Below are 12,407 nucleotides of genomic sequence, written 5' to 3' on the forward strand. Positions count from 1 at the left end.
GTTCGGGCGACCCGAGCCGATGAGGGACGAAGCAGGTGGAGTGCGGCCGCGTCTCGGCCGGCGATGGCGCACGACCGGACGAAGGGGGCCGACGCGATGATGGACGAGCTGCTCGAGGAGATGATCGACCCCGAACCGTCGCGGCAGGACGTCGCACGGCGTCGCCGCTTCTGGGCCACGGGCTCGATCCTCGTCCTGGCAGGCGTGGGCGTGACGTCGCTGACGACGTCCGCCCTGTTCACCGACCAGGACTCGCTGAGCGGCGCCATCACCACGGGCACGGTGGTGCTGACGGCGGACGGCGCGCAGTTCGAGCTGCCCCTCGAGGGCCTGGCGCCGGGCGGGAGCGTCTTCGCGCCCCTGACGGTGAACAACGAGGGCTCGCTCGCGCTGCGGTACGCCGTGAGCATGGCGGCCGCGACGACGACGCCGTCCGCGGGCACCGCCGGCACGGGAGACCTGCGCACCCAGCTGCGGGCACGCGTCTTCCCGGGGCCGGCGTGCACGCTCGCCGCCACGGACGACGCCGAGTCCCTGGGCGACACAGCGAATCTCGTCGACGGCGACTTCGGGCTCCCGCCCGGTCCGGACCCGGCCGCGATCGTCGGGGACCCGGCGACGGGTGCGCAGCCCGACGACCGCACGCTCGACGCCGTGGTCAGGTCGGAGACGCTGTGCCTGCGGGTCGACATGTCGAGCGACGCCGACGACACATACCAGAACACGGCCGCCGAGCTGACCTTCCAGCTCGACTCCGAGCAGACGGTGAACAACTGAGACGGCCTTGACCCCGGACCTCCCGGCCCCGCAGCCCTTCGTCGACCGCCGCGCGTCGCGCCCGGCGGCCCGTCCGAGCACGCCCTGGTGGCGACGCGCGACGAGCGTGGCCCTGTGGACCGTGGTGACCGTGGGCGTCGTGACCTTCGCGGCCTCGCTCGCGGCGCCGCTGTGGTTCCAGGCGCAGGGTCAGCGGCTGCTGATCGTGACGTCCGGCTCGATGGCCCCGCGGTTCGTGGCGGGCGACGTCGTCGTCCTGCGAGCGGTGTCGGACGCCTCCGAGCTCAAGCCGAACCTCGTCGTCACCTTCCAGCCGGTCGGCCAGACCGGGTTGGTGACCCACCGCATCGTGTCCCTGCACCGCCTCCCGGCCATGCGTGAGGTCGGTGACGGGTCGGGCCGCATGGAGCCGGTCCTGGGCGACGACGGCCAGCCGGTCCTGCAGCCGTACATCCGCACCCAGGGCGACGCGAACCACAGCCCGGACGCGAACGCCACGCCGGTCGAGCGCGTGCAGGGTGTGCTGCTGGAGGTCCACCACGGCTGGGGACCGGTCCTGTCGTGGGCGACGTCGCCGCGCGGGCGCGCGGTCATGCTCGTCCCGCCCTTGCTCGCCCTCGCGACGCTCGAGGTGGTCTCGGTGCTCGAAGGACGGCGACGCGGCCGGCGCACCCAGCGCCCGCAGGACGACAGGAGGGTCGATGCGCTCGTCCTCGAGTGACGCGCGGACGGCGGCCCCCGTTGCCCGCGGCACGTGGGTGCGGCTCGCCGTGCTGACCCTGCTGCTGGTGCTGCTGGCGCTGTCGTCGGCGGTCGAGCTCACGGCGGCGCTCCTGACGGACACCGCGCGGACGACCACCGTCGTGTCGACGTCGCTCGTGTTCCCGACCCCCGCCGGGTGACCCGAGCGACCCCTCGTCCGGACGGCCGGAATACCTGCACCGACCGGGCCGTTGAGCCACCTGTTCGATGCAAACGCATGGACTTTGACGAGCGGGGTGCAGCATGCAGTTCGGGATCTTCTCCGTCGGTGACGTGACCACCGACCCCACCACCGGACGGACCCCGGACGACACGGAGCGCGTGCGCGCGATGCTCACCATCGCCGAGCACGCCGACGCCGCCGGGCTCGACGTCTTCGCCACCGGCGAGCACCACAACCCGCCGTTCGTCCCGTCGTCGCCGACGACGATGCTGGGCTACCTCGCGGGCCGCACGAAGAACATCGTGCTGTCGACCGCGACCACCCTCATCACCACCAACGACCCGGTCCGCCTGGCCGAGGAGTACGCGATGCTCCAGGTCATCGCCGACGGCCGCATGGACCTCATGATGGGCCGCGGCAACACCGGCCCCGTCTACCCGTGGTTCGGCAAGGACATCCGCCAGGGCCTGCCGCTCGCGATCGAGAACTACGCGCTGCTGCGCCGCCTGTGGGAGGAGGACGTCGTCGACTGGTCCGGCAAGTTCCGCACGCCGCTGCAGGGCTTCACCTCGACGCCCCGCCCGCTCGACGGCGTCGCGCCCTTCGTCTGGCACGGCTCGATCCGCTCCCCCGAGATCGCCGAGCAGGCCGCGTACTACGGCGACGGGTTCCTGCACAACGCGATCTTCTGGCCCATGGAGCACACCGCGCAGATGGTGAACTTCTACCGGCAGCGGTACGAGCACCACGGCCACGGCCGCGCGGACCAGGCGATCGTCGGGCTCGGCGGCCAGGTGTTCATGCGGAAGAACTCGCAGGACGCGTGGACCGAGTTCCGGCCGTACTTCGACAACGCGCCCGTCTACGGCCACGGCCCGTCGATGGAGGACTTCACGCGCGAGACGCCGCTGACGGTGGGCTCGCCGCAGCAGGTCATCGACCGCTACGGCGCGTTCTGGGAGCAGGTGGGCCACTACCAGCGCCAGCTGTTCCTCATGGACCACGCCGGCCTGCCGCTCAAGACCGTGCTCGAGCAGATCGACATCCTCGCCGAGGACGTCGTGCCCGTGCTCCGCAAGGAGGCCGAGTCCCGCCGTCCCGCCGACGTCCCGGCGAACCCGCCGACGCACGCCGAGCGCGTCGCCGCCGCCCGCGCCGCCGGGCACGTGCACGTGCAGCAGTCCGCCCCCGCGGACCACTGGACGGGCAAGGCGGCGGAGGACGACCTCGCCGCCGCCGAGGCCGCCGGCGCCACCACCCTCCCCTGAACGCAACTGGATCGCCCTCTCACCGCGAGAGTGCAATCCAGTCACCCGCCACCCCCGCGAGAGTGCAATCCAGTCACCCGCCGCTCCCGCGAGAGAGCAATCCAGTTCCGCCCAGCACGTCCCCAGGAGGACCCCGTGGCATCCCGATCGATCGTCGTCGTGTCCGGCGGGCTGTCGCAGCCGTCGTCGACCCGCATCCTGGCCGACCGCCTCACCGAGGCAACCGTCGCCGACCTCGCCGCGCGCGGCGTCGACACGGTCGTCGAGGTCGTCGAGCTGCGCGGCCTGGCGCACGACGTCGTCGACATGACCCTGACCGGGTACGCCCGGCCGGACCTCGCCGCCGCCCAGAGCGCCCTGGCCGGGGCCGACGGCGTCATCGCGGTCTCCCCGGTGTACGCGGCGTCGTACGCCGGGCTGTTCAAGTCGTTCGTCGACGTGCTGGCCGCCGACACGCTCGACGGCACGCCCGTGCTCCTGGGCGCGACCGGCGGAACCGTGCGTCACTCGCTCGCGCTCGACCACGCGCTGCGCCCGCTGTTCGCGTACCTGCACGCGGACGTCGTGCCGACGTCGGTGTTCGCCGCGACCGACGACTGGGCCGACGCGGGCACCGACCAGGTCAAGCCGCTGCCCGCCCGGATCCGCCGGGCGGCCGCCGAGCTCGCCCAGCGCGTCGCGGCGCGCGAGCCGGTCACCAGGACGGGGCTGTACGACGCCGTGCCGTCCTTCGAGGACCTGCTCGGCGGTTCCTGACCGCCGCCCGCGCACGGACGGGACGAGGAGGGGCCGACCACCGGTGGTGGTCGGCCCCTCGGGCGCTGCGCCGCGTCAGGCGTGCGTCACTGGTGCGTCAGGGTGAAGACGGCCCCTGTCTCCGTCGCCTCCACGTCGAGCAGCTGCTCGGCGAGCGTCTCGGACGTGCGCGGGTCGACGTAGACGCGGGCGGCGCCTTCGGCGACGACGTCGTCCCCCGGATCGGGTGCCGCGACGAGTTCGAGCTCGAAGCCTCCCGCCTCCTGCTCGGCGATGCGCAGGCCGCCCTCCGCGGACAGACCTGCCTGGATCGTGAGGGTCTCGACGGCGGTGCGGGCGGTGTCGGTCAGTGTGAGCACGAGGGCTCCTCTCCCATGGCCTGGGGACGTCGGCCGGCACCCGCGGCCCCGCCGCGTCGGCGACCGCAGGGCCGCACCACGGGCGGGACGACGTGCCCCGGTCCGACGCCGTCGGACCCCTCCACCGTGACCCGGGCTGCACCAGGGACGCAAACGCTCGTCCGACCCGCGAGATCCCTCCCGGCATGTGCACCCCCGGGCTGCACCTTCACGCGGGTGGTCCTGCTGTCTGCGCCTCAGCGCGTGACGTCGACGACGAGGGCGCGGTGGTCGGACAGCCCGAGGTCGAGCGCCCGGCCCGGGCCTGCCGCGCGGACGCCCGGCCCGGCGAGGACGTGGTCGAGCTGGCGCACCGGCTCGTCGACCGGGAACGTGGGCGCCCGCACGAGCGAGCGCAGGCCGGACAGCCGCGCCGGCTGCTCGCCCGCCAGGTTGAGGTCCCCCATCACGACCTTCGCGCCCGGGAGCGTGCGCGTCTCGCGCACCAGGTGGCGCAGCTGCCGCACGTTCCACCCGGGGATGAACGTCAGGTGGGTGCAGATGACGGTCAGCGGCCCGTGCTCGTCGTCGACGACCGCGCCGAGCGCGGTGCGGGGCTCGTCGCGCACGAGCTCGGGCCAGCGCGAGCCCGGGAACCGGACCGGTGTGCGGCGGCGCAGCGTGGGCAGCGTCAGCACGTGCCACGCGCGTACCGGGCGGCGCGAGAGCAGCGCGATGCCGTAGGCGGCGGTGTCCGGCTGGTCCTCGCCCGTGCCGGCGACCCACAGGCCGGGCTCGCCGTGCAGGGTCGCGACGAACCGGTGGTGCGGCGCGCCCATCGCCTCCGCGGCCACGGCGGTCAGGTCGGCGCCGTGCGACCTGCTCTGCGCCCGGTCGACCTCCTGCAGCGCGAGGACGTCGGCGTCGAGGTGCCGCACGGCGTCGCCGAACCGGTCGAGGTCGACCCGCCCGTCCACCAGCGAACGCCCGTGGAGGATGTTGAAGGTCGCGAGCCGCACCCTGCGATTCTCACCGGTCCCCGGGGCCCCCGCACGGCAGCCCGCGACGACCCCGGGGCGCGGTCGACCCGGCCGCGGTCGTCATGTGCGCCCGCGACCGCCTCGACGCGCGCGGTCCGCCGGTGCGGTGTAGACACCGTGCCATGCACTCGACCCCCACAGACGCGCCGGCGCCGCTCACCGGTGCTGCACCGCCGCCCCTGCCGCAGCCGACCGGCGCGGAGACCCCCGACGACCGCGCGGCCCTGCAGGACGGCCTGCGGCGTACCGCGGTCGCGCTCCTGGAGGCACAGATCCCGTTCGCCCTCGTCGGCGGGTATGCCGCGTGGGCCCGGGGCGCGCCCGAGCCCAGCCACGACGCGGACTTCGCGGTCGCCGAGGACGACGTCGACGAGGCCCGTGCGGCGCTCGCGGCGGCGGGCCTGGACGTGCAGCAGCCGGCCGAGAACTGGCTGTTCAAGGCGTACCACCACGGCCAGCTCGTCGACGTGATCTTCCGGATGGTCGGTGAACCGGTCACGCGCGAGCAGCTCGCGCAGGCCGACGAGCTCGAGGTCCTGGCGGTGCGCATGCCCGTGCTGCCCGCCACCGACATCATCTCGGCCAAGATGCGCGTGCTGGGCGAGCACTACTGCGACTTCACGTGGCTGCTGCCGATGGCCCGGGCGCTGCGCGAGCAGATCGACTGGGACCGTGTGCGCGAGGAGATCGAGGGGCAGCCCTATGCGCGCGCCTTCATGTTCCTGGCCGACGAGCTCGGCCTGACGGGCCACCCGGGCGACCGGCTCGAGGTGGGACCGGGGCGTACCGGCCCGGGCTCCGAGGCCTGAGGGCGGCTCAGGTGGCAGGCACGGAGCTCGACGTGGTGCGCCGCCTGGCGCTCGCACTCCCCGAGGTCACGGAACGCCTGAGCTGGGGGCTGCCCGCGTGGTTCCACCAGCGGCTCGTCGCCCGGATGTGGGACGAGCACCGTCTGACGGTGCACGTCGAGGACGACGGCGAGCGGCGGGCCCTCGCCGCGCAGGACCCGGACGTGTACTCCACGACCGACCACCACCGGGGCACCGACCTGGTCCTGGTCGACCTCCGGGTCGCAGGTGCGGACCTGGTCCGCGCGCTGCTCGCGGAGTCGTGGTGGTGGGCGGCGCCCCCGTCGCTGCGGAGGGCCCACCCCCGCCCGACCTGCGGTCCGCCCCACCCTCCCTGAGGATGGACGCATGCCCGACTTCACCGCTCCCACCCTGACCCTGCCCGGCGGCGTCATCCCCGTGATGGGCCTCGGCACGTGGCAGTCGGAGGGCTCGGACGCCGAGCTCGCCGTCAGCACCGCGCTGCAGCTCGGCTACCGGCACGTCGACACCGCGACCGGCTACGGCAACGAGGCGCAGGTCGGCCGCGTCCTCGCCACCCGCGGCATCGACCGTGACGACATCTTCCTCACCACCAAGCTGCCACCGGACCACGCCGACCGCGCTCGGCAGACGCTCATGGAGTCGCTGGCCGCGCTCGGCACGGACCACCTCGACCTGTGGCTCATCCACTGGCCGCCGGGCGGGCACGCACGGCCCGACGTCTGGGAGGAGCTGCGCCGTGCCCGCGACGAGGGCCACGTGCGCTCGATCGGCGTGTCGAACTACTCGATCGCCCAGATCGACGAGCTGATCGCCGCGACGGGCGAGGCACCGGCGGTCAACCAGATCCCGTACTCGCCGGTGGACCACGACGCGGCGCTGCTGGCGGCGCACCGCGAGCGCGGTGTCGTGGTCGAGGGGTATAGCCCGCTGAAGCGCACGGACCTCGACGCCGGGCCCATCGCGGCCGCCGCCCGGGCCCACGGCGCGACCCCCGCCCAGGTCGTCCTGCGCTGGCACGTCGCGCACGACGTCGTCGTGATCCCGAAGTCGGTGCGGCGCGAGCGCCTCGAGGAGAACCTCGCTGCGTTGGACCTGACGCTGACGGCCGAGGAGGTCGCGGCCATCGACGGGCTGGGCCGCTGAGCGGACGCCCGCACGGTCCTGGAGAGCTGCGCGGAGGTCCCGGGATCGGGCCGGGCGCTGTGGATGCGCTCCCACCTCGCACGTGCTCGCCGCCGTCGCGATGCGACCGGCGAGCACGTCGGGCGCTCGGCCTTACCGAGGAACCGGGCCCGTGTCCTGCGTTCGGCGCCACGCCGTTGTGTCGCCTGCGCAAGGTCTACCGGACATCCGGACGTGACGTCAACCACAGTCGCGCACGCCGCGTCCGCCGCCGGGCTCACGGAGCGGCCCGGCGTCAGGGGACGACGACGGTCATCCCCGCGGCACCCGTCGCAGCCAGGCCCGCCAGCGCGTCACCCGCGCCCTCGAGGTCGGTCGTGCGCCCGACCAGACCGGCCGGCGCCAGGCGCCCGGCGGCGATCGCCTCGAGCATCGCCGGGTACTCGTGCGCCGCCATCCCGTGGCTGCCGTGCACGGACAGCTCCCACGCGACGACGCGGTCCATCGGCAGGGCGGTCCACGCGTCGTCCCGCAGCAGCAGCCCGACCTGGACGTGCCGGCCGCGGCGCCGCAGGGCGAGTACACCGGTCTGCGCGGTGGCGGGGCTGCCGAGCGCGTCGAGCGTCGCGTGGGCCCCTCCCCCGGTGGCCTCGACGATCGCGGCCGCCACGGACGCCGGCCCGTCGGTCCGCGGGTCGAGGGTCGCGTGCGCACCGGCCGCGCGGGCGGCCTCCCGGGCTGCCGGTGACGGGTCGACCGCGACGACGTGCGCGCCTGCTGCCGCCGCCACCATGACCGCGGAGAGGCCGACGCCCCCGCAGCCGAGCACCGCGACCTCGTCGCCCGCGCGGACGGCGGCGTGGACCGTGACCGCGCGGTAGGACGTCGCGAACCGGCAGCCGAGCGCCGCCGCGGCGACCGGCGCGAGGCCCGCGGGGACCCGCACCAGGTTGGTGTCGGCGTGGTCCAGCGCGACGAGCTCGGCGAACGAGCCCCACTGCGTGAACCCCGGCTGCGTCTGGTGCGGGCACACCTGGTGGTCACCCGCGCGGCACGTCGTGCACGCGCCGCAGGCCATGACGAACGGGGTGGTGACGACGTCACCCACGCGCCAGCCGCGCACGTCGGGGCCGACCTCGACGACCGTGCCGGCCAGCTCGTGGCCGGGCACGTGCGGCAGCGTGACGTCGTCGTCGTGCCCCTGCCAGGCGTGCCAGTCGCTGCGGCACACGCCCGTCGCGGCGACGCGCACGACCACGCCGTCGCGCGGGCAGGCGGGGTCGGGGACCTGCCTCACCTGGGGGATCACACCGAACTGCTCGATCACGACCGCGCGCACGGGGCCATCCTCCACCGTCCGGCGGGCCGTCGGTGCCGACCGGCCTGCTCGTCGCGGCCGGCACCGACGGGCGGGTCAGGCGGCGAGGAAGTCGAGCAGGGCGCGCGTGACCTCGTCGGCGTGCGTCCACAGCAGACCGTGGGGCGCGCCCTCGACCTCGACGTACGTCGCCTCGGGCAGCAGCGCCGCGAACGCGCGTCCCGTCGCCTCGACGGGCAGGATGCGGTCCCCGGTGCCGTGCAGGATGAGCGTGGGGACGTCGATCTTCGCGATGTCGGCGCGGAAGTCGGTGTGCCACGTCGGGACGACCGTCCACGCGGCCCACGGGGCCGAGCCGGCGGCCACGGCCCACGAGCCACGCACGGCGGCCTCGCTGATCCGCGAGCCGAGGTTCTCGTCCAGGTTGTAGAAGTTGGCGAAGAACTCGTCGAACCACGCGAAGCGGTCGGCGCGGGCGTTCGCGACGATGCCGTCGAAGGCGCTCTGCGGCAGACCCTCGGGGCTGTCCTCCGTCTGCAGCAGGAACGGCTCGATGGCAGCGAGGAACGCGGCCTTGGCCACGCGGTCCGACCCGCGCGTGCCGAGGTAGCGACCGACCTCGCCGGTACCCATCGAGAAGCCGACGAGGACGGCGTCCCGCAGGTCGAGCGTCGTCAGGACCGCGTCGAGGTCGGCGGTGAAGGTGTCGTAGTCGTAGCCCTGCGTCGCCTTGGTGGAGCGGCCGAAGCCGCGGCGGTCGTACGTGATGACCCGGTAGCCGGCGTCGAGGAGGGCCACGGTCTGCTTCTCCCACGAGTGCCCGTCGAGCGGGTAGCCGTGGATCAGCACGACCGGCTGCCCGGTGCCGTGGTCCTCGTAGTAGAGCTCGACGGTCTGGTCGGTCGCGGTGCTGGTGATGTACGGCATGCCCCTGCCCTCTCCTCGGCGTCCGGGCGGTGGCCTGGACGCATCGACTCCCCGCCGGATCAGGCGGGGGCGATTACATCGTGCACGATCTAGTTGCGGGCGTCAATAGTGGATCTACACTCGGGCTGTGGACGACGACACCCGCCCGGACGACGCGCCGACCGAAGGCATCTCCCTGGCGACGATGCTCTGCTTCGACCTGTACGCGGCCTCACGGGCGATGACGTCCGTGTACCGCGGGCTGCTCGACCCGGTGGGCCTGACCTATCCGCAGTACCTCGTGCTCGTCGTGCTGTGGACCCGCGGCGAGCAGACCGTGCGCCAGGTCATCGACGTCCTGCACCTCGACTACGGCACGGTCTCACCGCTGCTCAAGCGGCTCGAGGCGCGCGGCCTGCTCGAGCGCCGTCGACGTGCCGACGACGAGCGCTCGGTCACCGTCGCGCTCACCGACGAGGGTCACGCCCTGCGGGACCGGGTGGCCCACGTGCCCACCCGCGTCGTCGCCGCGTTCGGGCTCGACGCCGACGAGCTCGCGGTGCTCGGCAGGCTGCTCGCCACGGTCAACCGCACGGCACCCGCGCACGCATCGGGCGCCGCACCCGGCACCGACCCCACCTGACGCCTGCTCCGCAAGCCCGCCCTTCAGCCGGGCCGTCAGCTCCCGGTCTCGGGCAGCTCACCGCCGACGTCCCACGGCCGGACCTTCACGGTCGCCCCTGCGAGGACGTCCAGGTCCGTCGGCAGGGCGAGCTCGACCGTCGGGCCGCCGGGGACGGGCTGCACGGTGACCGCGACGGCGACGTCGGGGTCCTGCGCCGTCGACATCGCCCCCCACCGCACCTCGGACTGCACCGACGAGCCCGGAGCCAGCACGACGACGGGCGGCGTGCCGCGGTCGGGCAGCTGCGTGAGGTCCGGTGTCCACGTCCCCGACGCCCGTGTGAACGCCAGCCCGGGGAAGCCCTGCACGACGCAGGGCTGCTCGCCCGTGTGCGTGGCGGCGAGGAAGAGGAAGCGCGAGCCGAGGGCGGCGTCCGTGCCCAGCACCTGGACGTCCAGCTCGGCACCCGTGCACGCCGGCACCCCGTCGGCCGGCACCCCGTCGGCCGCCGCCCCGTCAGGCGCCGCCACGTCGGACGCCGGAGCCGGGCCACCCACGGTCCCCTCGATCGCCGCGGCGGGCGACTCCACCCGGAACGACACACGCGGGGCGGCGACGAGCGCCTCGAGACGCGACACCACGTAGGCACGCTGGGCGTCGTCCTCGACCGCGGTCGTCAGCGTCGTCGACGCGGGCTCACCCCCGTCCAGCAGGACGCGCCAGACGCCGTCCCAGCCCGCGACGTCGAGCGCGAGCGCCACCGCGTCCTCGTCGGGCCACGCCCCGGGGTTCACCTGGCGGACCTCGACCCACGGGTCCCCGGTCGTCACGGTCGTCACCGGCAGGTCCCGCCCCGCGGTGGTCCGGAGCACCGGCACGACGTCGCCCGCCGACGCGACGGTGACCGTGCCGCTCTCCGCCCCGAACCACGTCTCGACGACCCCCGGGACGAGCCGTACCGCCACCGCGTCCGCCACGAGGCCCGTGCCGCCGCCGGCCGAGAGCAGGACCTCCAGGGAGCGGGCGGCGTCCCGCACACGCAGGTCCCAGGTGAAGGGCACGTCGGTCGGCGCTGCATCCAGCAGGGTGCGGGCCGCCGCCACGACGCCCTGCGTCTGCGGCGCCTCGGCGTCCACACCGACGACCCAGGAGGCGGGGTCGTCGCGCACGTCCGGTGCACCAGGGCCCGTCGGCAACGCCTCCACCGCGAGGCGGCACACGACCTCGAGGGACGCCACGTCGGCCGGGACGCCCTCGCGCAGGCGTCCGGCCGCCTCGGTCACGGCTGCGGGAGGCCGCCCGTCGTCCGCGTGGACCGCGCAGCCGTGGCTGCCCGCCGGTGGCACGTCGCGCACCAGCAGCCCCCCGACGCCCAGCAGCACGAGCGCGGCGACCGCTCCCACGACGAGCCCGCGCCGTCCGGGCGCCGCTTCCTGCGGCTGCGTCGACGGCCGACCCTCGGTGCTCACGACGCGCGACCCTACTCGGGCGCGCGCGCCCGCGGCCCGACCCCACGTAAGGTCCCGCAGGTGAGCACGACGCCTTCACGACCGGGCACCCGCGTGGGTGTCGTCGTCACCGACTCCTACCCCGCCGAGGACCTCGACCACGACACCGCGCCGCTCGTCGCCGCGCTGCGGGCGCGCGGGGTCGAGGCGCACGCGACCGTGTGGCACGACGCGAGCGTCGACTGGTCCACCTACGACCTGCTGGTGCTGCGCAGCCCGTGGGACTACCCCGAGCGACTGCCGGAGTTCCTCGCGTGGCTCGACCACGCCGGCTCGGTGACGCAGGTGCTCAACCCGCCCGCGCTCGTGCGGTGGAACCTCGACAAGCGGTACCTGACGCAGCTCGCCGCCCTGGGCGTCGACGTCGTCCCCACGACGTACCGGACGTCGCTCGACGACGTGCGCGCGGACCTCGCCGGCACTGCCCCGGGTGCGCACGTGGTGCTCAAGCCCGCGGTGTCGGCCGGTGCACGCGACACGGGCCTGTTCCACGCCGACGACGCCCGTGCGCTCGCCCTGGCGGCCCGCATCCTCGACGGCGGCGGCGTGGTGATGGTCCAGCCCGAGGTGCCCGAGCTGTCGCAGGGGCGCGAGAAGGCGCTGTACGTGATCGACGGCCGGCTCACGCACGCGATCGCCAAGGGGGCGCTGCTCGCGCCGGGTGGCGGGCTCATCGGCGGCGTCTACGCGGAGCACCCCGAGCAGGTGGACGTCACCGACGCCGAGGCGGCGTTCGCGCAGCGCGTCGTCGCGGCGGTCACCGAGGCCACCGGGCTGGGCGTCCCGCTGTACGCGCGCATCGACACGGTCGACTCCGCCGCCCACGGGCTGGTCCTGCTGGAGGCCGAGCTGTTCGAGCCCGCGCTCAACCTGCACGTCGTCCCGGAGGCGGCCGGCGTGGTCGCGGCGGCGGTGCACGCCCGGCTCGACTAGATTCCCAGCACCGGGCACGGTACGGACCCGCCCGACGTTGGCAGGTCAGCAGGAGCGC

At 74.6% G+C, this 12,407-nt stretch carries 15 protein-coding genes; 10 read left to right on the forward strand and 5 right to left on the reverse strand.

Annotated features, from left to right (window positions below; translation table 11 throughout):
* Positions 1-63: 63 nt before the first annotated feature.
* The 5 genes from NP048_RS14305 to NP048_RS14325 all read left to right on the forward strand — a co-directional run bounded on the left by NP048_RS14305 (position 64) and on the right by NP048_RS14325 (position 3,726).
* Positions 64-777, forward strand: a complete 714-nt coding sequence (locus tag NP048_RS14305; protein WP_256769303.1) for a hypothetical protein — start codon at positions 64-66, stop codon at positions 775-777.
* A gap of 7 nt (positions 778-784) precedes the next feature.
* Positions 785-1,498, forward strand: a complete 714-nt coding sequence (locus NP048_RS14310) for a S24/S26 family peptidase (protein ID WP_227576290.1) — start codon at positions 785-787, stop codon at positions 1,496-1,498.
* Positions 1,479-1,679 carry a hypothetical protein gene (locus NP048_RS14315; RefSeq protein ID WP_227576291.1) on the forward strand — a complete coding sequence of 67 codons (201 nt, stop codon included), beginning with the start codon at positions 1,479-1,481 and terminating at the stop codon, positions 1,677-1,679. The genes NP048_RS14310 and NP048_RS14315 overlap by 20 nt, the downstream gene beginning before the upstream one ends.
* Positions 1,680-1,782: 103 nt before the next feature.
* Positions 1,783-2,970, forward strand: coding sequence for an LLM class flavin-dependent oxidoreductase (locus NP048_RS14320; protein ID WP_227576292.1), 1,188 nt, complete (start codon positions 1,783-1,785; stop codon positions 2,968-2,970).
* A gap of 135 nt (positions 2,971-3,105) precedes the next feature.
* On the forward strand, positions 3,106-3,726 hold the full coding sequence (locus NP048_RS14325; protein WP_227576293.1) for a CE1759 family FMN reductase: 621 nt from the start codon (positions 3,106-3,108) through the stop codon (positions 3,724-3,726).
* Positions 3,727-3,812: 86 nt separating this feature from the next.
* Here the strand turns inward: NP048_RS14325 and NP048_RS14330 are convergent, their stop codons facing one another.
* Together NP048_RS14330 and NP048_RS14335 are read right to left on the reverse strand one after the other, a co-directional pair.
* Positions 3,813-4,085 (reverse strand): iron-sulfur cluster assembly accessory protein, encoded by a 273-nt coding sequence (locus NP048_RS14330; protein ID WP_227576294.1) that lies wholly within the window; start codon positions 4,083-4,085, stop codon positions 3,813-3,815.
* A gap of 236 nt (positions 4,086-4,321) precedes the next feature.
* The gene (locus NP048_RS14335; RefSeq protein WP_227576295.1) at positions 4,322-5,083 is read right to left on the reverse strand and encodes an endonuclease/exonuclease/phosphatase family protein; all 762 of its coding nucleotides are present in this window, start codon (positions 5,081-5,083) and stop codon (positions 4,322-4,324) included.
* A gap of 143 nt (positions 5,084-5,226) precedes the next feature.
* On the opposite strand from NP048_RS14335, the gene NP048_RS14340 reads away from it, so the two are divergent.
* The 3 genes from NP048_RS14340 to NP048_RS14350 are packed head-to-tail and all read left to right on the forward strand — an operon-like array spanning position 5,227 to position 7,080.
* Positions 5,227-5,913 carry a nucleotidyltransferase family protein gene (locus NP048_RS14340; RefSeq protein ID WP_227576296.1) on the forward strand — a complete coding sequence of 229 codons (687 nt, stop codon included), beginning with the start codon at positions 5,227-5,229 and terminating at the stop codon, positions 5,911-5,913.
* Between the two features lie 11 nt (positions 5,914-5,924).
* Positions 5,925-6,290 (forward strand): MmcQ/YjbR family DNA-binding protein, encoded by a 366-nt coding sequence (locus NP048_RS14345; RefSeq protein WP_227576297.1) that lies wholly within the window; start codon positions 5,925-5,927, stop codon positions 6,288-6,290.
* A 10-nt stretch (positions 6,291-6,300) separates the two neighbouring features.
* The gene (locus NP048_RS14350; protein WP_227576298.1) at positions 6,301-7,080 is read left to right on the forward strand and encodes an aldo/keto reductase; all 780 of its coding nucleotides are present in this window, start codon (positions 6,301-6,303) and stop codon (positions 7,078-7,080) included.
* Between the two features lie 274 nt (positions 7,081-7,354).
* Here NP048_RS14350 and NP048_RS14355 read toward each other — a convergent pair whose 3' ends face one another.
* Both NP048_RS14355 and NP048_RS14360 read right to left on the reverse strand, forming a co-directional pair.
* On the reverse strand, positions 7,355-8,398 hold the full coding sequence (locus tag NP048_RS14355) for an alcohol dehydrogenase catalytic domain-containing protein (protein WP_227576299.1): 1,044 nt from the start codon (positions 8,396-8,398) through the stop codon (positions 7,355-7,357).
* A gap of 75 nt (positions 8,399-8,473) precedes the next feature.
* Positions 8,474-9,304 carry an alpha/beta fold hydrolase gene (locus NP048_RS14360; protein ID WP_227576300.1) on the reverse strand — a complete coding sequence of 277 codons (831 nt, stop codon included), beginning with the start codon at positions 9,302-9,304 and terminating at the stop codon, positions 8,474-8,476.
* 127 nt (positions 9,305-9,431) lie between these two features.
* On the opposite strand from NP048_RS14360, the gene NP048_RS14365 reads away from it, so the two are divergent.
* On the forward strand, positions 9,432-9,926 hold the full coding sequence (locus NP048_RS14365; RefSeq protein ID WP_227576301.1) for a MarR family winged helix-turn-helix transcriptional regulator: 495 nt from the start codon (positions 9,432-9,434) through the stop codon (positions 9,924-9,926).
* A gap of 35 nt (positions 9,927-9,961) precedes the next feature.
* Here the strand turns inward: NP048_RS14365 and NP048_RS14370 are convergent, their stop codons facing one another.
* Entirely contained in the window at positions 9,962-11,377 is a 1,416-nt protein-coding gene (locus NP048_RS14370; protein ID WP_227576302.1) for a DUF4232 domain-containing protein, read from the reverse strand.
* Between the two features lie 60 nt (positions 11,378-11,437).
* On the opposite strand from NP048_RS14370, the gene NP048_RS14375 reads away from it, so the two are divergent.
* On the forward strand, positions 11,438-12,349 hold the full coding sequence (locus NP048_RS14375) for an ATP-grasp domain-containing protein (RefSeq protein ID WP_227576303.1): 912 nt from the start codon (positions 11,438-11,440) through the stop codon (positions 12,347-12,349).
* The last annotated feature ends 58 nt before the right edge of the window (positions 12,350-12,407 follow it).

Origin of the sequence: Cellulomonas xiejunii (genome assembly GCF_024508315.1) — a bacterium.
Classification (GTDB): Bacteria; Actinomycetota; Actinomycetes; order Actinomycetales; family Cellulomonadaceae; genus Cellulomonas; species Cellulomonas xiejunii.